The sequence below is a fragment of the Pseudoalteromonas sp. P1-11 genome (assembly GCF_001399995.1).
Lineage (GTDB): Bacteria > Pseudomonadota > Gammaproteobacteria > Enterobacterales > Alteromonadaceae > Pseudoalteromonas > Pseudoalteromonas atlantica.
Genome location: NZ_LJSP01000010.1, coordinates 51,772 through 76,178 on the forward strand (window position 1 = coordinate 51,772; position 24,407 = coordinate 76,178).

The window sequence follows — 24,407 nt, forward strand, 5'->3', positions numbered from 1 at the left end:
GCCGTAATGGTTAAAGTTCTGATAATAGATGATTCACCACTGATAAGGCGTTTGCTGAGCGAAATATTATCTCAGGCTAGCGATATCGAGGTTGTTGGCTGTGCTGAAGACCCTTATCAAGCACGGGAAATGATTAAATTGCTCAATCCGGATGTGCTTACCCTCGATGTAGAAATGCCAAAAATGGACGGCATTAGCTTTTTAAGAAACCTAATGCGCTTAAGACCTATGCCCGTTGTGATGATTTCTACACTAACCCAGCAAGGCTCGCCTATCACCTTAGAAGCGCTTGAGCTTGGTGCAGTGGATTTTATTGCTAAGCCGACCGTGAATGTTAAGCAGCAAATGAGTCAATATGCATATGTTGTGCAGCAAAAAGTGCGCGTGGCAGCAGGTGCAAGGGTAAGAAGTTTTAAAAAGGTAAGCACAGTGAGCGAGCCTTTACCTAGCAATGCACAATTTTTATTAAACAAGGTAATAGCGATAGGGGCTTCAACAGGGGGCACAGAAGCAATAAAAGAAGTGCTTATAAAAATGCCGACCAATTGCCCTGCGATTGTGATTACCCAACATATTCCTCCGGTATTTAGTACCTCGTTTGCCCAGCGTATGGACCGCACCTGTGCAATTAACGTAAAAGAAGCGCAGCACGGCGACAAGCTCACTGCGGGATGGGCTTATATAGCCCCAGGTGGTTTGCACTTAAGCATAAAAAAAAGAGGGGCAAGTTTATATTGCGAGCTTGATGATTCTGAGCCTGTTAACCGCCATAAACCGGCAGTAGATGTATTATTTAACTCGTTACTTGAGTGCGGCGCAAAAAACATTGTGGCAGCGTTACTAACCGGTATGGGGAGCGATGGAGCAAAGGGCTTGCTTAGCATTAAACAAGCGGGTGGTTACACCATTGCACAGGATGAGTTTTCTTCTGTGGTGTGGGGAATGCCCAAAGCGGCGGTTGATTTAGGCGCCGCTCACGAAATTGTTGCGCTTGATAAAGTAACCCAACGCTTATTGCATCAGGCTATAAAGGTGTAATTGCTACTGAATAACCCATGGCTGCGAAAACCAATAGTAACTACCAGGGTGCTCAATAGAAGGGGCGGTACAATTAAAGCGTGAACGACCTTTATTTAGCGCCTTTGGAGAGTCAATTTTTACAGTTGTGTCGTTTATCCAAGTTAACTTAGCCTGCCCAACACTTGAGACATAACACGCAAACTGACTTTTATGAAAATCACCCATTTCAAACTCAATGCTGAGCGTTGGTGGGTTTTGTGAGGTTACACTGTCTTGGTAATCTAGGGTTTTAATACTAAATGCCCGAGAGTTTAATTTTGTAATTAACGTATCTAATTTACTGTAAAAGCCGGAGGCTGGAAAACGCGGTAAGCGGGTAAAGTTAGCGTTTTTATTTACCGCGCCTGAGTGCTGACCAATGCCAACAAAGCCAAGCTCTTTTACAAGCGCTTGCAGTTTGTTATTAAACTCACCATACGGGTACGCTAGGTATTTATAGTCGTGGCCTATTTCTTCTTTAATACGCTGTTGAGAATGCAAAATATCTTGTTTTATACGTGCTTGCCACTGTGCATCGCTCTCATCTTTTAGCTTAATATGCAGGTAGTCATGCTGAGCAGTGTGATTGGCAATTAACGCCCCTTTGCCTGCGAGCTCTTTTAATTTATCCCACCCCATTACGTAGCCTTTACCTTCATCAATAAGGGTAGGGTTTACAAAAATAGTATAGGGGTAACCAAATTTTTCTAAAATAGGCGCTGCTTGTTCGTAGTTATTGTTGTAACCATCGTCAAAGGTGATAGCGACTGTTTTCTCAGGTAAGGTTTTGCCTTGTTGTATAGCGCTTATTAGCTCATTTAGTGCAATAACATTAAAATTATGCTCTTTTAAGTAGCTCAAATGCTTGGTAAACGTATTTGCGCTTACACTGGTCACAGCCGGAAGGGTTTCGCTTACATGGTGATACTGTAAAATAACCGCCGCATGAGCACGTACTGATAAACAAATGAGAGTAATTAAAACTAAATGAAACAATTTCTTAAACATAATAAGGCACACCATAAAAGCTTGCTGTTGCTAGCGGGTCCAATGATATTATCAAATATTACTGTCCCACTGTTAGGAATTGTTGATACCGCTGTTATTGGCCACTTAGGTAGCGCACATTACTTAGCGGGCATCGCACTTGGCTCAGCTGTTATTTCTATTTTATTTTGGCTCGCCGGTTTTTTACGTATGAGCACCACAGGGTTAGTGGCCCAAGCATACGGGCAAAATAACTTAACACAGTTAGCAGCGCTTTTAAAACGCAGCTTATTACTTGCCGTATGTGTGGCGTTAGCGCTTATTGCCTTATCGCCCTTGATAAAACAAGCCATTGCATTTTTATCAGGCGCAAATAGCGAGGTTCTTGCTCAAGCATATCAGTATTTTAGTATTCGTATATTTAGTGCCCCTGCCGCACTTTGTAATTTAGTGCTGCTTGGCTGGATGCTTGGCGTACATTATGGGCGAGGGCCATTTTACTTGCTGTTAGTGACCAATATTACCAACATAGTGCTCGATATATATTTTGTGGTGTATTTAGACTGGGCAGTAGCGGGAGCAGCGTGGGCGTCGTTAATTGCAGATTACAGCGCGTTGGCTTTTGCGTTGCTACTAGTGATTAAGCTCGCTAAAAAGCAAGGCGTGGAGCTAAGCGTGCCCAACTGGCTCAGTGTTAGCAAAATGGCAGAGCTACTTAGTTTAAATAGAGATATATTTATTCGCTCTTTAATTTTGCAATTATGCTTTAGCTTCATGACCTTTTATGGCGCCCGCATAGGTGAAACAACGCTTGCAGCGAATGCCGTGTTACTTAACTTTTTAATGTTAGTAAGCTTTGCGCTTGATGGAATAGCCTATGCAAGCGAAGCCAAAGTTGGTCAAGCTAAAGGCCAGCGAAGCGTTAATAACATTAGATTGTGGGTAAAAATAAGTGTGTTTTGGGGGATGCTTTTTGGCGTGTTATACAGCGTATTTTTTGCTGTATTTGGCAGCGCTATTATTAAGCTTTTAACCAATGTACCCGAGGTAATAGAAGCTGCGACAAATTACTTACCGTGGGTAATAGTATTGCCTATGTTAGCAATGAGCTGCTTTTTGTTTGATGGCGTATTTGTAGGGCTTACACGGGCAAAAAATATGCGTAACAGTATGATTTTTTCTGCTGCTGTTGGCTTTTTTGGGGTGTTTTGGGTGTTTATAGAGTGGCAAAATAATGCGTTATGGCTGGCTATGAGTTGCTTTATGCTTATGCGCGGCGTTACGTTAATTATTAAGTATTTGCAGTTAAAAGCAACTAATCAGCTGCTAGATTAAGCGAACGTGTCATTTCCATAGGTCGGGGTCGTGATCTTTTGGCCCCATATCTTTTAAAACTTGCGAGAAACGATTGGCAAAAATACCGCTATAACCCCATGCAGCAAAAAATAATGCCGGGATTAAAATAACCACACCTATAATTTGTAAACTAAAGTGGATGTAGTAGCCAAGGGCAATAAATATCACGGCTAGCACAAACAGTGCTAAGCCGCGAAAAAAGCGCGTTAAACTCAACTTAGGGTTACTCCCTAAGCGATAAATAAGCGGCTTTAACATTATTGCTTAGTAATAAGAGTGATCGCCCGCTTGGTGCTCGGTAATGTCGGCAACACCGGTGATTTCATCAAACTTTGCAATCATTTCTTTCTCGATGCCTTCTTTAAGCGTTACATCGATCATAGAACAGCCATTACAACCACCACCAAATTGAAGTACTGCAATACCTTCAGCGGTTACTTCAACTAGGCTTACTTGGCCACCGTGGTTAGCTAGCTGTGGGTTTACTTCGGTTTCTAGCATGTGTTGAACACGCTCATTTAGCGATGCGTTATCGCTTAGTTTACGTGCCTTTGCATTAGGCGCTTTTAAAGTTAACTGAGTGCCCATTTTGTCGGTAACAAAATCAATTTCAGCTTCTTCTAAAAAAGGAGCGCTTTCTGTATCTACTACGGCATCAAAACCATTAAAGTTAAGACGAATATCGCTGTCTTCTACGGCGTCTTCTGGGCAATAAGAAACACCACATTCCGCTTGTGATGTACCAGGGTTTACAACAAACACACGAATATTAGTTTGTTGTGCTTGATCTGCTAAAAGTTTAGCAAAATGCGCTTGTGCTGTTTCGGAAATAGAAATCATAAAACCGTCTATACTTGACTAAATTACTCGGATACTGCATATCATACTCCGCTCATCGTGTTGCGGCTAGTGTTGAGCGTAAAAAGTTGGCATCTATTTTAAGCAATGCTAGCGTGCAAATAACAAACATTTTTAGAGTGATTTATATGCGCTGGATAGTAACTATAATGGTGGCAATACTTAGCTTTTCAAGTATGGCAAAACCACTTTCGTATTATTTTGAACAAGATGTAGAGTTTGATAAAACAATACCCACCCCACAAGACGTACTTGGTTACGAAGTAGGTGAGTGGCATGTAAGGCACGACCAACTGGTGCGTTACATGGAAATTCTAGCGCAAAAAAGTAATCGTATAAATTTTGAAGTAATAGGGCGCACACACGAGCAACGTCCGCTTGTGATGCTAAGTATTAGCAGCGCTGAAAAACTAGCTAACTTAGAGCAAATTCGCCAAGCGCACTTAGCCCGTTTAACAAACAGTGAGCAAGCTAAAAACACACAAAATGAGCCTGCTGTAGTTTGGATGGGATACAGTGTGCATGGCAATGAGTCATCAGGCAGTAATGCCGCTTTATTGGTTGCGTATTACCTTGCTGCAGCGCAAGGCCCAGAAATAGAAAAACTATTAAATAATACCGTTATTTTGCTCGACCCATCACTTAACCCCGATGGCTTGGCTCGCTTTGCTAATTGGGCTAATAGTAATCGGGGGATGAACTTATCAAGCGACCCTAAAACGCGTGAACACGTAGAAAGCTGGCCAAGTAGCCGTACAAATCACTATTGGTTTGATTTAAACCGCGATTGGTTATTACTACAACACCCAGAGTCGCGTGCACGCATTGCTAAATTTCATCAATGGAAGCCAAATATTCTTACCGACTTTCATGAAATGGGGCCAAACAGCAGCTACTTTTTTCAACCTGGCATTGCCAGTCGCAAGCACCCAATTACCCCAGATGAAAACGTAACGCTTACTAAAGCTATAGCCAATTACCATGCTAAAACTTTAGATAAAAATAATGCCCTTTATTTTACCGAAGAAAGCTTTGACGACTTTTATTACGGCAAGGGTTCAACCTACCCCGATGTAAACGGCGGTATAGGTATTTTATTTGAGCAAGCCAGCTCGCGTGGGCATGTACAAGAAACCATAAATGGTACGCTTACGTTTCCTTTTACTATTAAAAATCAGTTATTAACAAGCCTATCAACCTTTAAAGCAGCGGTAGATAACCGCGAGGCGCTATTAACCTATCAGGCTAAATTTTATAACCAAGCAGTTGATTTAGCACATGATGAAAGTTTTGAAGGCTATGTGGTTGAGGGCGCTAAAGACAACACCCGGATTAAACTATTTTTAAACCTGTTAAAGCAGCATCAAATTAATGCCTATCCACTTACAAAAGCGCTAAAAGCCAATGGCAAAAACTTTAGCACCCAGAGTTATTTTGTGCCGTTAGCTCAGCCACAGTTTCGTTTAGTAAAAGCTATTTTTAGTGAGCAAAAAAGTTTTGCCGATAACACATTTTATGATGTGTCGGGCTGGACACTCGCCCACGCTTTTAATTTAGAGTTTGCACAAGTAAAAAGTAGTTGGGGCTTAGAAGTAGCCAGCACTGCGTGGCAAAAAGCAGTTAAACCATCATTTGCTGCGTTAAAGCAAAGTTATGCATTTGGCTTTGCCTGGGACGATTACTTAGCGCCTAAAATGCTAAATAGCTTGCTAAAGCAAGGCATTAAAGCGCGTGTCGCGTTAAGCGCCTTAACAGCTAAAAGCAGCACCACCGAAATAGACTTTGCACCTGGCAGCATTATTGTCCCTGCAGGGCTGCAAACAAACCCTGATTGGGTGGCTATTTTAAACGATGCTCAAACCCAGTTTGGTATTGCGATAAAGCCTATTACCACGGGCCTTACAGGGAAAGGCGCCGATTTAGGCTCGCGCACTATGGCGGTATTAAACGAGCCAAAAGTACTGCTTGTGGGCGGTAAAGGCGTAAGCCAATACGAAGCGGGTGAAGTATGGTATTACCTTGACCGCTTTGTTGGTATTTCTCCGACCATAGTAGAAATGGAGCGTTTAGGTAGCCTAGATTTAAATAATTACAGCCACATTGTACTAGCTAATGGCAATTATTCGGGCTTACCCGATAGCGATAAAGTTGCTATTAAAAGCTGGGTAAGAAAAGGCGGCGTAATTTGGGGCCACAAAGGCGGCGCTAAATTTTTAGCTGATCAGCAATTACTTAAGGCTAATTATTTATCTAGGCAAGATGTAGCCAGCGCTTTTAATACTCAAGGGCTAAATTACGCAGATAAAGATCATTTAGCTGGGCGACAACGTATAGCGGGCGCTATTTTTAATACCGATGTGGACACCACGCATCCACTAACATTTTCACTTAATCGTGAAACGCTGCCTGTATTTAAAAATAGTACCTGGTTATTAGAAAAATCATCCGCCCCGTTTGTAAACATACTCACTTACCCGCAAAAACCACTATTAGCAGGGTTTACCGATGGCGTAAATGAGCAGCAAATTGCCGGTGCAGCAGCCATGATGGCCCACTCATACGGGCGTGGCAGTGTTATTGCGATGACAGATAACCCTGTATTTAGAGGATACTGGTACGGCACAAGCCGATTACTCAGTAATGCTTTATTTTTTGGCCACACATTTAGAGTAAGAGGTGATTAACTACACCTTTAAAGTGGCGTTAAACATGTAGCAAAAGCCCAGACTTGTTTAGCGCCCGCTTGCTTTAATACTCGGGTAGCCGCGTTGAGCGTGGCGCCTGTGGTCATTACATCATCTACAATAACCACCGTTTTACCGCTCATATCTTGTGTACATACAAAGGCATTTTTTACATTTTTAACCCGCTTAGCTCTAGATAATTGTGACTGTGCTTGCGTGGCTTTATTGCGTATTAGCGCATTACTTATACAAATATGTTTTGCCAAACACGGTTGCCACACTTGGCTTACCTGATTAAACCCGCGCGTTAAAAAGCGCCCTCGGTGCAAAGGTAAAATAATAGCTATGTCGGGCTGGGTAGTTAAATTTTCAAAAAACACCGATAGTTGGCGTTTAATTACTTGTTGCAGCGCTTTTTTATAGTGAATTTGATTATTAAATTTGAGCCGTTTAAGCCAATGCTCAAAAGGGGGCTGATAAAAAGCACAGGCAAAGAGCTTATCAAATTCGCAATGCGGAAACATTTCTACAATATCCGGGCGGTGCAATAAATTACTGTGCTTATTTAAATCAAACACGCTTAAATCCGTTAAGCAATAGTCGCACAACCCCTCTTGAGTACTAATAACTCCCTGACACTGCACGCAATAAGAGGGGAATAACCAATTAAAAAATGAGTGTTGCATTGGCTGCTCCTTGCGTTGCTTTCGTCAATGTAAGCGTTATGATGTGGCTAAGTTTGGTTAAGGTTAGGCAAATATGCAAAGCGAGTTAGTTTTATTACATGGTTGGGGCATGAACCAAGGCGTATGGCAATTAGTGCAGCCAGAGTTAACGTTTTTATACAGTGGCTCGGTACGCAGTATTGACCTGCCTGGCTTTGGCAACAGCAATAGCTGCCCAAGCCCTTATAATTTACACGATGCAGCTGAAATCGTAAGCGAGCAACTTAGCCCTGGCTCTATTTTAATGGGCTGGTCGCTAGGAGGATTGTTCGCACTTTATATTGCTAAACATTGGCCAAATAAAGTATCAAAAGTAATTTTAGTTGCCTCAAGCCCTTTTTTTGCCGAGGCAGATGATTGGCCTGGAATAAAAGCCAGCGTGCTTGAGCAATTTAAAGAGCAATTAGTTAATCATCGAGAAAAAACCATAGAGCGCTTTTTAGCTATTCAGGCCATGGGTAGTGAGTCGGCACGCGATGATATAAAGCAGCTAAAGCACTTGCTAAATCAGTACAACGCCCCTAAAAGTGAGGCGTTAAGTGCGGGTTTAAATATTTTACAAAATGATGATTTACGCAACGTATTTGCGCATTGCCCAGTGCCTATAAAAGCGATATTTGGCCGTTTAGATGCGCTGGTACCTTACAAAGCAATTAATAAAATGGCAGCACTAAATTCTGAGTTTGAATACGAAGTACTAGACAAAGCGTCCCATGCACCGTTTATTTCTCATAAAAAAGAGTTTTTATCTGCCGTTAAATCAATGCTTTAAAATAGCCTAAAGAAAGGTACTGTTTAAAGCTTTATTTTGCCCATGAAGTGAGCGATAATTAAACAATATTTATTTTTTGGAGGTACAGCATGGCTATTGGTTCAGTATTTAATAGTGGTGTAGAAGGGTTTAATCGTGCAAGCCAAGGTATAGAACGAGCAAGCGCAGAGATAAACCGTGCCACCATTGAAGAGCAAGACGATACGCAACTAGCCCAACAGCGCCAGTTAACAGCTGCGCGACCTGAAGAGGCTGTAACAGCGCCTGTTGCACAACCAGCCCGGGTTGACGAAGCGCTTGTTAATTTAAAAGTTGAAGAGTTTAATGCCAAGGCAAACACGCAATCTATTCAAACTGCAGATGAAGTGCTTGGTACGCTAATCGATATTAAAGTTTAAACGTTATGAATATTGTCACGCCATTTCCGTCTATCAATATAAACACTGCCAATGTTTATACGGAAACCGCTCGGCGTGACAACCAACTGCGCGAAGTTATTCCTGCCCCTGCACCCAATAGCGCCAGTAATACCGAAACCAAAGCACAAAGCGATGCTGATAAAGCAAAACTGCCAAGCAGTGCAGAAGCCGCCACCTATGATGCAACCGGTAAACTCAGTGATGAGCAAGCTGTTGAGCAGCGCCAGCAAGGCAGCGAAGATTCAGATAGCGAACAGCAACAAAACCAACAAGCAAGCGAAGACACCCCCGAAGAAGAGCAAGATCAGCAACAGCTAGAATTAGAACAGCAGCAAATTGAAGAGCTTAAAGCGCGCGATACTGAAGTGCGTGTGCACGAGCAAGCTCATGCATCGGTGGGTGGGCAGTATGCAGGCTCACCAAGTTATGAATACCAACGTGGACCAGATGGCACTAATTACGCTGTTGGCGGTGAGGTACAAATTGATGTATCTGAAATCCCCGGCGATCCGCAAGCCACTATAGATAAAATGCAAACGGTACGTGCAGCCGCACTTGCCCCTGCTGAACCTTCTAGTGCCGATAGAGCCATTGCCGCTGATGCAACCCAAAAAATGGCCGCAGCGCAAGCTGAATTATCAGCCCCTGCTGACGATGAAGCGCAAGCACAAGAGCCACAAAGTGCGTTGTCAATAAACGAAACCAGCACTGCTGAGTCTCAAAGCGATACTAATACCGAGCAATCACGCGACCCAGAAGTAGACGCACGAGCTGGCCGTATAGCTAATTTTTATCAAATGACTAGCTCACCCCAAAACGAGAGTGGTTTTTCTGCGTTTGGTTAACACCAGCTAAGCATTATTAAAAAAGCCGCTCAATGAGCGGCTTTTTAGTTTAAGGAGTCATCACTTAATGAAGTAAACGGGTATTATTTTTTTACTTTTGCATTAGCAAATGCATCGGCAAAGGCATTACCCATCATGGCGTTACCGTTATCGCGCTTTGGTTTTGCTGCACGCGGTTGCTGGCCCTGATTACTGCGTTGCTTTTGTGGCGCGGCAGCGGGTTTATTGCTTGTGTCTATTTCATCATCTAAGCGCATAGTAAAGCTAATGCGCTTACGTGGGGCATCTACCTCAACCACTTTTACTTTTACAATGTCACCGGCTTTTACTACTTCGCGCGGATCAGAGATAAACTTATTAGTAATTGCCGAAATATGCACTAGGCCATCTTGGTGAACACCTACATCAACAAACGCACCAAAGTTAGCAACGTTAGAAACCACACCTTCTAAAATCATACCGGGTTTTAGGTCTGTGATTTTTTCTACACCGGCTTTAAATTCAGCAGTTTTAAACTCAGGACGAGGATCACGCCCAGGCTTATCTAGCTCTTTAATGATGTCGGTAACGGTAGGTAAGCCAAACTTCTCGTCGGTGTAGTCATTAGCAACCAGCTTATTTAAAAACTCGCTATTGCCTATTAAGCTATTTACATCAAGGTTGTTACGCTCACAAATAAGTTTAACAACAGGATAAGCCTCAGGGTGAACTGATGAGTTATCAAGTGGGTCTTTACCCTGATTAATACGCAAAAAGCCTGCTGCTTGTTCAAACGCCTTTGGTCCTAAACGCTCAACTTTTTTAAGTTCGCTACGCTTAGTAAACGTGCCGTTAGTGTCGCGGTAATTTACTATATTTTGCGCTAAGGTTTTATTTAACCCCGATACGCGTGTAAGAAGCGGCACCGAGGCCATATTTAAATCAACACCCACTGAGTTTACACAGTCTTCTACCACTGCGGTTAGTGTTTGGCCTAATTGGCTTTGCGAGACATCGTGTTGGTATTGGCCTACACCAATTGATTTTGGCTCAATTTTAACAAGCTCGGCAAGTGGGTCCTGCAGGCGACGCGCAATAGATACCGCGCCACGTAAAGACACATCTAAGTTAGGAAATTCATTCGCTGCAAATTCAGACGCAGAGTAAACAGACGCGCCGGCTTCGCTTACCATAATTTTGTTTAATTTAAGCTCAGCATTGGCCTTAATCAGTTCGCCTACTAGCTTGTCAGATTCGCGTGATGCGGTTCCGTTACCAATCGCAATAAGCTCTACTTTATGCTGGCGACATAGTTGCTCTAATGTACGTAATGATTTTTCCCAGTGATTTTGTGGTGCGTGGGGGAAAATAGTTTGGGTTGTAAGCAATTTACCTGTGCCATCAACTACGGCAATTTTACAGCCAGTTCGCAAACCAGGATCTAGACCAAGCGTGGTACGCGGCCCAGCAGGGGCGGCCATAAGTAAGTCTTTTAAGTTTTTAGCAAATACATCTATAGCGCCGGTTTCGGCTTTTTCTCGCATGGCTGCTAAAAATTCATTTTCTAGGTGTAGGCCAAGCTTTATTTTCCATGCCCACTGCACAACACTTAATAGCCATGCGCTAGCTGCTTTATATTTCACATCTAAGCGGTAGTGATCAGCAATCATTTGCGCGCATAGCTGGGCTGCATTTTCGCTGCTTGGTTCTGGGTTAATACTCAGCTGCAAAATACCTTCGTTACGCGCGCGCAACATAGCAAGTGCGCGGTGAGAAGGGACCTTTTTAAGAGGTTCCTGATGGTCAAAGTAGTCGCGGTATTTACTACCGGCTTGCTCTTGACCGTCAATAAGTGTGCTTTGTATAGCGCCGTGTTGGCTAATGTGGCTTCTAAATTTAGCTAATAACTTGGCATCTTCTGCAAAGCGTTCCATTAAAATAAATTTAGCGCCATCCAGGGCTGCTTTGGTATCAGCAATGCCTTTGTCGGCATTTATAAACTGCTGCGCTTGTTGCTCTGGCTCTAAGTTTGCGTCGTTAAATAGCGCATCGGCAAGTGGCTCAAGGCCTGCTTCAATGGCTATTTGCCCTTTGGTACGACGTTTAGCTTTATAAGGAAGGTATAAATCTTCAAGCTCAGTTTTACTTTGTGCGCTGGTTATATCGGCACTAAGTGCTGGCGTTAATTTATTTTGTGATTCGATGGTTGATAAAATAAAGCTGCGGCGCTCTTCCAGCTCGCGCAAGTACGACAAACGTTGCTCTAAAAGGCGTAATTGCGTGTCGTCTAATCCACCGGTAATTTCTTTACGGTAACGCGCAATAAAAGGAACCGTTGCGCCTTCATCAAGTAATTTTGTAGCAGCAACAACTTGTTGCTGTTGTGCATTTAGCTCAGTGGCTAAACGTGCAGAGATATCGCTCATGCATAAACCTTTTAATACAAAAAATAAAACCAGAAAATCCCTCTGGTACTGTTATACCCAGCTTATTAAAGTTGCTATTTAATGAGTTTGGTAGGTATTTATTAGTTGAATAATATCACAGCAGGTTGTAATAAAAAGCTCTTAAAGCAAGCAATTTTGCTTGCTTTAAGATGGTTGGCTTGGCTGAGCTGACAAAGCGTAAAAGCGCCCTTTAGTGAGGGTGCTCTACGCTTTCTAAAACATCACTAAACGTGTGAGCAATAGGGGTAATATGCACTGGAATATGCAATGTTTTAGCTATTTGACGCGCCGAGATTAACCCGCATATTTCGTTATTAGTGGTTGTTGCTAATAAAAACATGCTGCCTTGATGCTCCATTGTTTGTAGTGCATCGCCAATACTTGCATAGCTTAGGCTTTGCATACTTACGCCATTAAGTTGGCTAATAGGTGTCATAATGTAGCGTAAGCTCACTTCATTGCGGCTGGTATTTAAACGCTGTGCAATGGCCGTAATTTTAGCGCTTTGTAGGTCGGCACTTGAAACAATACCAATTAATTTTTGCGCATCATCAGTCACCAATACATAGTCAGAGTGCTCTGCTAGTACTTGTTTAAGCGCCTCGCTGATAGGAGTGTCGTATTGAGCGCGAATTGGCGTTTTTTGGGTAAAGTTATTAATTACAGTTAAAGCCGGAGATGTTAAATCAATAGTGGCTTGTTGATCTTCAAACGTGCTTGCAATAACGCCATGAGAAATATTTTGGGTACGTAATTCTTTAAAGTTAGACATAGTAGTCACCTTATTAGTTATAAAATTTAATCAAAAAGTAAAATTGTGAATTAAATTAAATAGCTAGGTGGACCACGTTGATATGCCGTACAAAAAGGACGGTATAGGTTTGTACTTTGGTAAAAAGATGAAACAGCATTAGGTAGCGGTTGAAACAACCTAATAGCAAATGCATTAACATGAGAATCTAAGTCAATGTCGGGGGTTGCTTGGTCAGGAAATTCACAAGCGATAAAATGATTAGATACACTGGCGTTATCTATACTTACTTCGGTGGTATTGGCATGCAGGGTCAAACTCACACTCATTAAAAGTGCAAACAATACGGCATTACTACATATGCGCTGTACTAAGTTTGACATAGCCACTACCTTAAAAATCAGGTTAAAGATAAACCTGCTAAACCAATATATATCCTAATGAGATATATTACACAATAAAAAATTTACCTGATCTGAATCAAAGTAGTTATTTATTAATAATGTTATGGGGGACTATTTTTGATATTCAATACTATTTACATACCATTCTTTTTTACCTTGCGGTGTAGGTACCTCAAAATCATCGTCTACTTGTTTTTTTATCAGGGCGCGCGCCATAGGTGAGTCAATTGATATGTAGTCTTTACGGTCGTATATTTCATCAGGCCCTACAATTCTAAATTTTTTAACCTCGCCTTGTTCGTTTTCTATTTCTACCCATGCGCCAAAAAATACTTTACCGTCTTGCTGCGGCGAATAATCAATAACTTTTAAATCGGGTAGGCGTTTGCGCAAATACCGAACACGACGATCAATTTGGCGCAGTAAGCGTTTATTATATTGATAGTCTGCATTTTCTGAGCGATCGCCAAGGCTTGCCGCCCAACTCACTATTTTAGTGACTTCAGGGCGTTGAACGTTCCATAAATGGTCGTGCTCTTGCTGTAATTGTAAGTAACCTTCGCGGGTTATTAAATTTGTTTTCATGGGCTTTTATTCATTAACTCTAATGCTATGCACGTTATTAAAATTGCTAAAATTTGTCGAGTGTAAACTTTAGGGCGTGTTGTTCTTTGATGGTCGAATTTGCAGCAGTATGTTTGGTTTTTAGGCAAGGCAGAGCCTATGAAGTGTGGTTATTCCCCATAAATAGGTGATAATGCAGCATAAATGCCAAACATGCGCTGCCCTTCGGGTTCTGCCTAGGCGCGATAAACTCTTTGTTACTCGGTTTTTACTTAGCCCACTAGGTTACAAAGCTCGCGCCGCAATTTAATCGCCCCTAGATTGAACAAATTTCAATCCGCAAAGGTCAACACGCCCTAATATTATAACTTTGAAATGTTCAGTAACAATCTAAGCGCGCAATTAGATTTTGATTATTAAGTTTTTCATTTATATTAACTATTAATTGGAAATAAAAATAAGAAACACGCAATGGGACACGAAACCACAAAAGTATTAGTTGTAGATGACGATATGCGCCTGCGCAGCTTACTAGAGCGTTATTTAGTAGAGCAAGGCTTTATTGTTAGAACCGCCGCAAACTCAGAGCAAATGGATAGACTTATTGAGCGAGAAAACTTTCACTTAATGGTGCTTGATTTAATGCTACCAGGCGAAGATGGTTTATCTATTTGCCGTCGGCTACGCCAAAAAGAAAACGAAATTCCTATTGTGATGCTGACAGCAAAAGGCGATGAGGTCGACCGTATTATAGGCCTTGAACTAGGCGCAGACGACTACATCCCGAAACCGTTTAACCCGCGCGAATTACTGGCTCGCATAAAAGCTATTTTACGCCGCCGCGCCAAAGAAGTACCGGGCGCACCCGCAGCAGAAGAAAACTTAATAGCCTTTGGGCAATTTACGCTTAATTTAGCCACGCGCGAAATGAGTGAGGGCGATAAAACCATTTCGCTCACCAGTGGTGAATTTGCCGTACTTAAAGCCCTTGTATCGCACCCGCGCGAGCCACTGAGCCGCGATAAACTAATGAACCTAGCCCGTGGGCGAGATTACAGTGCGCTTGAGCGCAGTATTGATGTGCAAGTATCGCGACTGCGCCGCATGATAGAAGTAGATGCCGCCAACCCGCGCTATATTCAAACTGTATGGGGTTTGGGTTATGTGTTTGTTCCTGACGGTGATAAGTAGTTTATATGGGATTTTTTCCGCGTAGTGCGTTTGGCCAAACTGTATTTTTAGTGGCCGCTTTACTGCTAATTAACCAAATAGTGTCGTATGTAACGGTGAGCTTTTACGTTGTAAAACCAACCATAGAGCAAGTAAATTTAATGCTCGCTAAGCAAATTAAAACGGTATTTATAGACTGGGAAGACGGCGTAGAAATCAACGACGAAGTGTCTGAAAAGTTTTTTGAAATTACAGGTATAGAAGTGATGACGCAGCGCGAGGCAATGCGCCAAGGGCTGGGTCAAACCCGAGAATACTCGATGCTGTCGCGTAGTATGTCTGAGCAATTAAATGGTTCTGCTCGGGTGCGTATTAGTCAAACCGACCCGCTGATTTATTGGGTAGAAGCGCCGCAAGCACCCGGTTACTGGGTAAAAGTACCGCTTAGCGGGTATCAAGAAAATAACCTTGAATTTTTAACGTTTTACTTATCAAGTATTGGTTTTTTAAGTGTGTTAGGCGGCTGGCTATTTGCTCGGCACTTAAACCGCCCATTAAAGGCGTTGCAGCAAGCAGCCGTGAAAGTGGGTAAGGGCGATTTTAGTAGCAAGCTTGAAGAAGAAGGCTCCAGTGAAGTTATAGAAGTTACCCGTGCATTTAACCAAATGTCGCGCGGTATAGCCGCTCTTGAAAACGACCGCCGTTTACTCATGGCTGGTGTTTCTCACGATTTACGCACCCCGCTTACTCGTATCCGCCTTGCCACCGAAATGATGAACGATGAAGATGACTACCTTCGCGAAGGCATTATTTACGATATTGAAGATATGAACGGCATTATCGATCAATTTATTGAGTATTTACGCCACCACAAAACAGATGAGCTTGCTTGCGAAGATATAAACGCGCTAGTAACTGAAGTGGTTAATTGTGAGCTTAAACAGCAACGCGTTATTACCTTTAAAGGCAACCCCAGCGTAGGGCTTGTTCCGTTAAGTAGTGTGGCTATTAAGCGTGTAATTACTAACATGATTGAAAACGCGCTGCGTTATTCCGATGGCGATATAGAAGTATTAAGCTACTTTAATTCAAACAAAAAATACGTTGTGATAGCGGTAAACGATACCGGCCCCGGTATACCAGAAAGCGAACTAGAATCGGTGTTTGAGCCTTTTAAACAAGGTGATACCGCGCGTGGTAGTGAGGGGAGTGGTTTAGGCCTTGCCATTATTAAGCGTATTATTGATATGCACGATGGTAAAGTTAAGCTAGAAAACCGCCCAGAAGGCGGCCTAAGTGCACAAATTTATTTACCTATAAAAATACAAAACTCTGCACAGTAAGCTGTGCAGTAAGCTGTGCAGAGTTGGCTATTTCCATAACGTTAATAGTATTAAAACTTAAAGTGCTTTAAAGCGGATTGCTGTACCACCACTTGTGGCTAGTTTTAAAGTTAGTTTGTCGTTTGCACTAACTATGCGCTTTTTGATATCTAAATCGTACGGATTGTTTTTCCATTCAGCGTTTTTACCGTCTTGGTATATGTGCGCTTCAAACTTTTTACCCTTTTCTAAAAAGTCGAGTTTTACCTCAATAGTTCGGGCTTTCTCGTCGGTTACGGTGCCTAAGTACCAATCGTTTCCTGAGTATTTATCGCGTTTGCGCTCTTTACGGGCAAAAACAATAAAGTCGCCCACTTCGCCATCAAGCGCAATACTTTGCTGCCAATCGGTTGGTACGTCTTGAATAAATTGAAATGCATCAGGCTTGGCTAAATAGTTTTTAGGTAAGTCGGCGGCCATTTGAATCGGGCTATACAGCACAACATAAAGTGCAAGCTGCTTAGCAAGCGTTGTTTGTGGGCGGTTTGTATCATCGCCTAAGCCATTAAAGCTCATATCAAAAATACCAGGGGTAAAGTCCATAGGCCCTGCCAGCATTCGGGTAAACGCCAGCATAGGAATGTGCTCTGGTGGGTTAGGCGGCGTGCCCCATGCATTAAACTCTTGGCCGCGTGCCCCTTCGCGCGCAATCCAGTTTGGGTAGGTACGGCGCAGGCCGGTGTCTTTTATTGGCTCGTGGGTGTTAATACTAATTTTATGTTTAGCAGCCAGCTTTACGTTGTAAAGGTACTCGTTAACCATAAATTGGCCGTCGTGCCACTCATGACGGGCAATGCCGTTTTCGTCTATGCGTTTTATGTTACCGCCATCCGCTACATAGCCAGTTTTAACTTGGCTTACGTTTGATTTTTCGTAAAGGGCAAAGGCCTCCTCCATTTGGTCACGGTAGTTACTTACATTACCCGATGTTTCGTGGTGGCCAATTAACTGCACACCTTTTTGTTTGCCGTATTGAGTAAGGGCCGCTATATCAAAGTCGTCGTAGGGTTGTGTAAAACTAAATACATCGCCATTAAAAAACCAGTCACCGTCCCAGCCTATGTTCCAGCCTTCTACTAGTACGCCATCAAAGCCATATTGTGCGGCAAAATCCATGTAGTACTTAGTGGTTTGTGTAGTGGCACCGTGTTTTTCGCCGCTGCCCCAGGTTTGCGTGTTTATATGCATACCCCACCAAATACCCACGTATTTGCCAGGTTTTACCCACGACACATCGCCTAGTTTATTAGGCTCGTTTAAATTTAATATTATGTCTGAATTGACTAAGCCTACCGCGCTGTCGGCAATTTGAATGGTGCGCCAAGGGGTATTAAACGCACCTTGTTTTTTAACGGCAATGCCGTCTGACCAGGGTGTTAAATCGGCATTAAAAGTGCCTGGGCGGCGCTGATTAAGCACCATGCCTGCGTAATCCACTAAGGCTGCTTCATGAATGCTTATATGGGTACCGTCATTGGTTTTTAAGGTAAACGGCGTGTGTGCAAGGGGGACGTCATTTAATGCGGTGGTGTTGTAAACGTATTCGTATCGGTTCCAGCCGCGGGCGGGTATCCACCATGCGGTGGCATTGTTGTTATTGTTAATGGCAAATTCGGTGAGCTCTTTGGTAATGTGTGTTTGCTCAAAGCCTGCTTGTTTTGGTACTTCGTATCTAAACCCAACGCCACTATCAAAAGCTCTAAAGCGCACTGTGTAGGTTGCAGCGTTAGGCTCGCTTTTTGTAAACGTAACCGCAACTTCGTTGTGTTTATCAGTAACCGTTTGTCGCTCGCCCCAAGGTTGTTGCCACTGGGTATTTACGCTTTGCTGCTTAACATGAGTAATTTTAAAACCATCGCTAAATGCAGCTTGGGTTTTAAATTCAAAACCCAGGCGCGATGCGTTTATGGCTGGTTTGTTTTTAAAGCTAATAGCGTAGCTGGGTGTGCTATTTTCATCTGAAATAGTCACTTTTATTTGTGAGTTTGGTGATTCAACTACAGCGGTTTGTGCAAAGCTATTGCCAGCAAACGCCAGTAGTAAAAGTGCGGATGTTCTCATTGTGTGTCCTTTGATGAGTCGGTGGTGACCTTTAAGGATAATGGCAGTGAGTTGTTAATACGACTGTCTACATACGTATTCAATGTTTTAAAAAATAGAAAGAATTTAACGGTTTAATCGGTCTATAATGTAAACAAATTGATAATAGCGATTAGCCCCATGATAAAACCTTTACTAAGTGTGTTACTGCTATGTATGAGTACTTGCGCAGCAGCAACAACTATAACTATAAAAAATGCCAATAATCAGCCTTTAGCAAATGCGGTAGTGTGGCTAAGCGGGGCATCAATTCAGGCCGGCAATCAAGAAAGTAAAACCTACGCAATGAGCCAACAAAACCGCGAGTTTACGCCGCGTACGTTAGTTGTTCCGCAAAATGCAAAGGTAGAGTTTCCTAATGCCGACTCTATCATGCACCACGTCTATTCGTTTTCTAAAGCTAAAACCTTTGAGTTGAAACTTTACAAAGAGCAGCCTAAAGCGCCCATAACGTTTGATCAAACAGGGGTGGTTGAGCTTGGCTGTAATATTCATGACTGGATGCTGGGCTATATTGTGGTGGTTGATAGCACCGTTTTTGCAATTACCGGCGACAACGGTATGGTTAATTTAACTGCCCCTAATGGGCAATACAGCATGAGTGTATGGCATTCTGGCTTTAGCGATATAAGCAACGTAGAAACCCACAGCGTTAATGTAAGCGATTCACCTATACACTACACCGTAAAGCAGGCCATAGCCGAGCAAATAGACTTTGCTACGGATGAATTTGATGACTATTAAGCGCAAAAATACAGTATTACTTGGCTTACTTTTTATGAGCCTACCGGCTTTTTCGCAGGTTAAAGGGCTTATTCAGGTACGTGCGGTTGCAAGCGACGATACACAAAGCTTTCAAGATGGCGGTATTGGTTTATATCGCCATGGAGATAGCAGTGATAGCATTTTGTTATCGCAAGGAATTATAGACTTTAAGGCCGATTTAAGTAGTGCCTGGAGCGCACATGCCGTTGTTAATGTTAATCAAGAGCCGAACACCACATTAGGTTTAAGCCAAGCGTATTTCCAGTATCAGCCGTTAGTAAACAGCCGTTATAAATGGCATGTAAAGCTTGGTGGGTTTTATCCTAGTATGTCGCTAGAAAACCCCGATATAGGCTGGACCTCGCCTTACAATTATACTAATTCGGCCATAAACAGTTGGCTTGGCGAAGAGCTTCGTACCATAGGTGGTGAGCTTAGCATTAAGCGCCCAGGTAAACGTTTTAATTCTAAGCATAGCTTTAGTGTGAGCGCTGCTATTTATAAAGGGAACGACCCAACAGGGACGTTGCTTTCTTGGCGCGGCTTTGCGCTGCACGACAGGCAAACAACATTTAACGAAAGTGTACAATTTGCACCTATTGCGGCATTAAATAGTGACGAATTACGTTGGCAAGCTAACCAAGTGCTGCCTTTTGAAGAAGTAGATGGCCGCTTTGGCTACTATGCCGGCGTGCATTGGGATTATTTAAAACGCTCGCAGTTTAGGTTTTATTATTACGATAATAACGCCGACCCCAGCATTTTTAATCGCACAACAGGGCAGTATGCTTGGCATACTCGCTTTAGCAGTTTAGCGTGGTTATATAAATTTACAGGTAAAACCCGTTTGATTGCCCAGCTACTCGATGGTAAAACCGAAATGGGGGCTAATAAGCTTATTTATAACCGTTTTTATAGCCATTATTTAATGCTCAGCCATAAAGCAGGTAAGCATAGGTTATCGCTTAGGTATGATTATTTTAAAGTAGATGACGATGACACCACCGCATTTGACCCTAACGCCAGCCATGGCGAAGGCTTAACAGCTACGTGGCGTTACCAATTAACCGATACGCTACAAATAGGTGTTGAAGGCTCGGCGCTGCATAGCTTTGTACAAAATAGGCCGGGTAGTGGGTTTGCTCAGCGACTATCGCAGCAGCAAATTATGCTCAACGCTCAATGGCGTTTTTAAAGTACAAAAAAGGGAGCTTTTAAAGCTCCCTTTTAGTTTCAAAAAAAGTGTGAATTATTTTTTATCAAATGCGCGTTTCATAAAGTTTGGTGTAGCAAGTGCGCCGTGATGAATACCGCTGTTGTAGTATTCGCTTTGTTGTGCAACTTGCTCGGCATCGGCTTCTCTAAAGCCATTAAATGCTTGTGATTTACGAGCAAGCGTTACTGACCATAAACCGCTTGGGTAAATTGGCTGTGGAAATGGCAGTGTTTGTAAGTCGTTAAAGCCCACACTTAGCATGGCCTCGCGCATTTCTACTAGCAGTGGCATATGCATTAATGGCGATTCGCTTTGCTGCACTAAAATACCACCAGGGCGTAATGCATTTAAGCAGCTAGTGTAAAACGCGTGGTTAAATAATCCCTCGCCTGGGCCTACTGGGTCTGTACCATCAACAATAACAACATCAATAGACTCGCCCGCAGCGTCACGCATGTATTTTATACCATCATCAAACATAACAGTTGCGCGTGCATCGTTGTTAGACTCACAAAGCTCTGGGAAGTATTTTAACGACATTTGCGTGACTACTTCGTCTATATCTATTTGCGTTACGGTTTCTACACTTGGGTGTTTTAAAACTTCACGTAATGTACCGCAATCGCCGCCGCCAATAATTACCACGTTTTTAGGATTTGGGTGCGCTAAAAGTGCAGGGTGGCTAATCATCTCATGGTAAAAAAAGTTTTCGCGGGTAGTTACCATAGTACAGCCATCGATGATCATTAAATTACCAAAGTCTGTGGTTTCGAACATTTCTACCTTTTGAAAAGGAGACTGTTTTTCATCCAACTTTTTGTTGATACGTAATGAAAATGCGCTGCCATCGCGGTCGCTAATTTCTGTAAACCACTTACTTTGATCTAAATTTGCCATAGTTGCTTTTACACTTTTTAAGTTGAGTATGAAAAAGGGGCAATTCTGCCAGTGCTTCGCGTTTTGCTCAATGAAATTTTAACTGCTTTGCCAATAAAGTTAGCCAGTATCGAGTTAAAGTTCAATTTTTGTTAGCGTAGGGGGTAGTGACGTATTAAAATGCGCCTTTATAGCTAATTGATTAAAGAAGAGTTGCCATGACTTGGGGTTTAGAAACAGCACGCGCTACATATAATGTTGCTCATTGGAGCGATGGCTATTTTGATATTAACGCACAAGGCGAGCTGGTTGCCTACCCAGATGGTGACCAATCTAAAAATGCGATTTCTTTAACGCAGCTCACAGAGCAATTTAAGCAGCAAGGTTTAACATTGCCGGTGTTGGTGCGCTTTACCGATATTTTAAAAAATAGAGTAGATACACTCACCCATGCATTTACCTTAGCGCGCAGCAGCCGCGAGTACCAAGGCAAGTACACGTGTGTATACCCTATAAAAGTTAATCAGCAACGCTCGGTGGTCAGTAAACTATTGGCGCACCCAAGTGGTTTAGTTGGCCTAGAGGCCGGTTCAAAGCCTGAGCTTATGGCAATTTTAGGGGTAGCCGATAAACCCATTACTATTGTGTGCAATGGCTATAAAGACAGTGAGTTTTTACGTTTAGCCTGTATTGGTCAAGCCATGGGGCACAGCGTTAAAATAGTCGTCGAAAAACTCTCAGAGCTGACGACCTTACTTGAAGAAATAGATAACCTAGGCATAGAGCCTGCCATTGGTATACGTATTCGCTTAAACTCAGTAGGCAAAGGTAAGTGGCAAAATACCGGCGGCGAAAAAGGCAAATTTGGCTTAACCGCAGGCCAAGTACTTAGTGCTGTTGAGGTGCTTAAAAAGCATAATAAATTACATTTAATGCAAATGGTGCATTTTCATATTGGCTCTCAAATTGCCAACATACGCGACATACACCGCGCCCTGCGAGAATGCGCGCGCCACTTTGCTGAACTTACCCAGCTAGGAGTGCCGCTTAATACCGTTGATGTAGGCGGTGGCTTAGGGGTAGATTACGAAGGCTCAGGCTCACGCAGTGCTTGCTCGATGAACTACACCGTTGAAGAATACGCACGTAATGTGGTTAATGCTTTTGCTGAGGTGTGCGACCAACATCAACTTACGCACCCAGCCATTATCACCGAATCAGGGCGTGCTTTAACAGCGCACCACGCGGTGTTAATTACCGATGTAATAGACGTAGAAAAAGCGCCAAATCATCCAAACCCAGAACCGCCACTTAAAAACAGTGCGCTAGTGCTTGATGAAATGTGGCAGTGTTTACAGCGTTTAAACCCGCGTATGGCGCTAGAGATTTACCACGATGCGATGCACTTATTTAGCGAAGCGCACGACCAATACGTGCATGGGTTAGTAAGCATGCTAGAGTGGGCGAAAATAGAGCAATTATACTTTACTATTTTGCACCGAGTACGCGCATCCCTTAGCAATAACGCGCGTGCGCACCGTGAGGTGCTTGACGATTTACACGAAAAGCTAGCCGATAAGCTATTTGTTAACTTTTCACTGTTTCAGTCGTTACCTGATGTATGGGGCATTGAGCAGTTGTTTCCGGTTATGCCTATCGAAAATTTAGATAAACCGCTTACCCAGCGCGCTATTATTCAAGATATTACCTGTGACTCAGATGGGCAAATTCGTGAGTACGTAGAAGGCGCGGGCATAGAAACCAGTTTACCTATACCTGAGTACCAACATGGCGAGCAATACCATATAGCCATGTTTATGGTGGGGGCTTACCAAGAAATTTTAGGTGATTTACATAACTTATTTGGCGACACCGACTCAGTGCATGTAGAGCTTAACGACGACGGTTATGTATTAACCAATGCTATTAAAGGTGATAGCGTTAAGGATGTATTAAAGTTTGTTGACTATGATAGCGCCATTTTGGCACAAAACTTTGAATTATTGGTCAACAAGCTAGCAGTGTCTGAGCAGTGTAAAGCAGGGTATTTAGCCGAGCTTAATGCCGGGCTTGAAGGTTATACTTACTTCGAAGATTAACCGTACACTCTCAGAATTAAAAGCGTCGCTGTTTGGCGCGCATTGTTTAAAGGAAAGTAAATAAATGTCAGTAATCCGCAGTGTATTAAGTATTATGCTTTATACAATAAACACACTTATTTGGTTTGTGCCTATTTTTGTTTGTGGGCTATTAAAATTAATCCCTATCAAGCCTATGCAAAAGCTTCTAAGTTGGGTTGCTAAACAGTGTGCCACTATTTGGGTGTCGGTTAATAGCATTAACCAACGCTTATTCACGCCAACAAAAATTAACGTTACCGGCCTTGAAGAAACCAAATTAAAAGACTGGTACTTAGTAATTGCTAATCATCAAAGCTGGGTAGATATATTAGTGCTGCAGCGTGTATTTAATCGAAAAATACCTTTTTTAAACTTTTTTTTAAAAAAAGAGCTTATTTACGTGCCAATTTTAGGTCTGTGCTGGTGGGCGCTCGACTTTCCGTTTATGACCCGCACCAGCAAAGCGCAGCTAAAAAAGAACCCAAAGCTACGTGGTAAAGACATAGAAACAACCCGCAAAGCCTGTGAAAAATTTAAAGAAATGCCAGTAAGCATTGTTAATTTTGTAGAAGGTACACGTTTTACAACACAAAAGCATGCTCGCCAAAATAGCCCTTTTCCGCATTTATTAAAGCCAAAAGCAGGCGGGATCGCATTTGTAATGCAAGCCATGGGTGAGCAGATATCTAAAGTGGTTAATGTGACCATTCATTACCCCGATGGCATCCCTACGTTTATGGACTTTGCCGGCGGCAAAGTGAAGCAAATTAATGTGCATGTAGACATTCGCCCAGTAAGCGAGGAGTTGATTGGTGATTACACTGGCGACTCTGAGTTTAGAGTCGGCTTTCAAAGTGAATTAAACCGTTTATGGGAAGAAAAAGAGCACACGCTTTTGCAGCTCGAACAAAACCATAAATAATAAGGT

General features: G+C 42.7%; 22 protein-coding genes. 12 read left to right on the plus strand and 10 right to left on the minus strand.

Annotated features, from left to right (window positions below; genetic code table 11):
* The first annotated feature begins 6 nt into the window (after nucleotides 1-6).
* Entirely contained in the window at nucleotides 7-1,038 is a 1,032-nt protein-coding gene (locus AN390_RS15330; protein ID WP_055255281.1) for a chemotaxis response regulator protein-glutamate methylesterase, read from the plus strand.
* 3 nt (nucleotides 1,039-1,041) lie between these two features.
* Here the strand turns inward: AN390_RS15330 and AN390_RS15335 are convergent, their stop codons facing one another.
* Nucleotides 1,042-2,067, minus strand: coding sequence for a polysaccharide deacetylase family protein (locus AN390_RS15335; RefSeq protein ID WP_055255310.1), 1,026 nt, complete (start codon nucleotides 2,065-2,067; stop codon nucleotides 1,042-1,044).
* A gap of 42 nt (nucleotides 2,068-2,109) precedes the next feature.
* On the opposite strand from AN390_RS15335, the gene AN390_RS15340 reads away from it, so the two are divergent.
* The gene (locus AN390_RS15340) at nucleotides 2,110-3,381 is read left to right on the plus strand and encodes an MATE family efflux transporter (RefSeq protein WP_055255282.1); all 1,272 of its coding nucleotides are present in this window, start codon (nucleotides 2,110-2,112) and stop codon (nucleotides 3,379-3,381) included.
* Nucleotides 3,382-3,390: 9 nt separating this feature from the next.
* Here AN390_RS15340 and AN390_RS15345 read toward each other — a convergent pair whose 3' ends face one another.
* Complete coding sequence (locus AN390_RS15345) at nucleotides 3,391-3,660, minus strand: hypothetical protein (protein ID WP_024033900.1); 270 nt, start codon at nucleotides 3,658-3,660, stop codon at nucleotides 3,391-3,393.
* A gap of 6 nt (nucleotides 3,661-3,666) precedes the next feature.
* Entirely contained in the window at nucleotides 3,667-4,242 is a 576-nt protein-coding gene (gene nfuA / locus AN390_RS15350) for a Fe-S biogenesis protein NfuA (RefSeq protein WP_055255283.1), read from the minus strand.
* A gap of 146 nt (nucleotides 4,243-4,388) precedes the next feature.
* Between nfuA and AN390_RS15355 the strand changes: the two genes are divergently transcribed.
* On the plus strand, nucleotides 4,389-6,944 hold the full coding sequence (locus AN390_RS15355; RefSeq protein ID WP_173644038.1) for a M14 metallopeptidase family protein: 2,556 nt from the start codon (nucleotides 4,389-4,391) through the stop codon (nucleotides 6,942-6,944).
* A gap of 8 nt (nucleotides 6,945-6,952) precedes the next feature.
* Here the strand turns inward: AN390_RS15355 and AN390_RS15360 are convergent, their stop codons facing one another.
* Nucleotides 6,953-7,630: a ComF family protein gene (locus AN390_RS15360; RefSeq protein ID WP_055255284.1), complete on the minus strand. Its 678-nt coding sequence runs from the start codon at nucleotides 7,628-7,630 to the stop codon at nucleotides 6,953-6,955.
* A gap of 73 nt (nucleotides 7,631-7,703) precedes the next feature.
* Between AN390_RS15360 and bioH the strand changes: the two genes are divergently transcribed.
* The 3 genes from bioH (at nucleotide 7,704) to AN390_RS15375 (ending at nucleotide 9,705) form a co-directional block, all read left to right on the plus strand.
* Nucleotides 7,704-8,441: a pimeloyl-ACP methyl ester esterase BioH gene (gene bioH, locus AN390_RS15365; protein ID WP_055255285.1), complete on the plus strand. Its 738-nt coding sequence runs from the start codon at nucleotides 7,704-7,706 to the stop codon at nucleotides 8,439-8,441.
* Nucleotides 8,442-8,530: 89 nt separating this feature from the next.
* Entirely contained in the window at nucleotides 8,531-8,839 is a 309-nt protein-coding gene (locus AN390_RS15370; RefSeq protein WP_004588240.1) for a hypothetical protein, read from the plus strand.
* 5 nt (nucleotides 8,840-8,844) lie between these two features.
* Nucleotides 8,845-9,705, plus strand: a complete 861-nt coding sequence (locus AN390_RS15375; RefSeq protein WP_054983334.1) for a putative metalloprotease CJM1_0395 family protein — start codon at nucleotides 8,845-8,847, stop codon at nucleotides 9,703-9,705.
* An 83-nt stretch (nucleotides 9,706-9,788) separates the two neighbouring features.
* Here the strand turns inward: AN390_RS15375 and AN390_RS15380 are convergent, their stop codons facing one another.
* From AN390_RS15380 to greB, 4 genes are all read right to left on the minus strand, one after another.
* Nucleotides 9,789-12,110: a Tex family protein gene (locus AN390_RS15380; RefSeq protein WP_054983335.1), complete on the minus strand. Its 2,322-nt coding sequence runs from the start codon at nucleotides 12,108-12,110 to the stop codon at nucleotides 9,789-9,791.
* Nucleotides 12,111-12,321: 211 nt separating this feature from the next.
* A complete protein-coding gene (locus tag AN390_RS15385) occupies nucleotides 12,322-12,903 on the minus strand; it encodes a CBS domain-containing protein (RefSeq protein ID WP_004588243.1) in 582 nt (193 codons plus the stop codon).
* A 50-nt stretch (nucleotides 12,904-12,953) separates the two neighbouring features.
* Nucleotides 12,954-13,265, minus strand: a complete 312-nt coding sequence (locus AN390_RS15390; protein WP_055255286.1) for a hypothetical protein — start codon at nucleotides 13,263-13,265, stop codon at nucleotides 12,954-12,956.
* 132 nt (nucleotides 13,266-13,397) lie between these two features.
* Nucleotides 13,398-13,871, minus strand: a complete 474-nt coding sequence (greB, locus tag AN390_RS15395; protein ID WP_055255287.1) for a transcription elongation factor GreB — start codon at nucleotides 13,869-13,871, stop codon at nucleotides 13,398-13,400.
* A gap of 450 nt (nucleotides 13,872-14,321) precedes the next feature.
* Here greB and ompR point away from each other — a divergent pair, with 450 nt between their 5' ends.
* Nucleotides 14,322-15,041, plus strand: a complete 720-nt coding sequence (gene ompR, locus AN390_RS15400) for a two-component system response regulator OmpR (protein WP_004587537.1) — start codon at nucleotides 14,322-14,324, stop codon at nucleotides 15,039-15,041.
* Between the two features lie 5 nt (nucleotides 15,042-15,046).
* Nucleotides 15,047-16,363: a two-component system sensor histidine kinase EnvZ gene (gene envZ, locus AN390_RS15405; protein ID WP_055255288.1), complete on the plus strand. Its 1,317-nt coding sequence runs from the start codon at nucleotides 15,047-15,049 to the stop codon at nucleotides 16,361-16,363.
* A gap of 57 nt (nucleotides 16,364-16,420) precedes the next feature.
* Here envZ and AN390_RS15410 read toward each other — a convergent pair whose 3' ends face one another.
* Complete coding sequence (locus AN390_RS15410; RefSeq protein WP_055255289.1) at nucleotides 16,421-18,463, minus strand: glycoside hydrolase family 97 protein; 2,043 nt, start codon at nucleotides 18,461-18,463, stop codon at nucleotides 16,421-16,423.
* 159 nt (nucleotides 18,464-18,622) lie between these two features.
* Between AN390_RS15410 and AN390_RS15415 the strand changes: the two genes are divergently transcribed.
* Both AN390_RS15415 and AN390_RS15420 read left to right on the plus strand, forming a co-directional pair.
* Entirely contained in the window at nucleotides 18,623-19,246 is a 624-nt protein-coding gene (locus AN390_RS15415) for a methylamine utilization protein (RefSeq protein ID WP_055255290.1), read from the plus strand.
* Nucleotides 19,236-20,462, plus strand: a complete 1,227-nt coding sequence (locus AN390_RS15420; RefSeq protein WP_055255291.1) for a hypothetical protein — start codon at nucleotides 19,236-19,238, stop codon at nucleotides 20,460-20,462. Before AN390_RS15415 ends, AN390_RS15420 begins: the two co-directional genes overlap by 11 nt.
* 54 nt (nucleotides 20,463-20,516) lie before the next feature.
* Here the strand turns inward: AN390_RS15420 and speE are convergent, their stop codons facing one another.
* Nucleotides 20,517-21,380, minus strand: coding sequence for a polyamine aminopropyltransferase (gene speE, locus AN390_RS15425; protein ID WP_024033887.1), 864 nt, complete (start codon nucleotides 21,378-21,380; stop codon nucleotides 20,517-20,519).
* Between the two features lie 197 nt (nucleotides 21,381-21,577).
* On the opposite strand from speE, the gene speA reads away from it, so the two are divergent.
* Complete coding sequence (gene speA / locus AN390_RS15430; protein ID WP_029773672.1) at nucleotides 21,578-23,458, plus strand: biosynthetic arginine decarboxylase; 1,881 nt, start codon at nucleotides 21,578-21,580, stop codon at nucleotides 23,456-23,458.
* Nucleotides 23,459-23,522: 64 nt separating this feature from the next.
* Entirely contained in the window at nucleotides 23,523-24,401 is an 879-nt protein-coding gene (locus AN390_RS15435; RefSeq protein ID WP_004587544.1) for an acyltransferase, read from the plus strand.
* Nucleotides 24,402-24,407 lie beyond the last annotated feature (6 nt).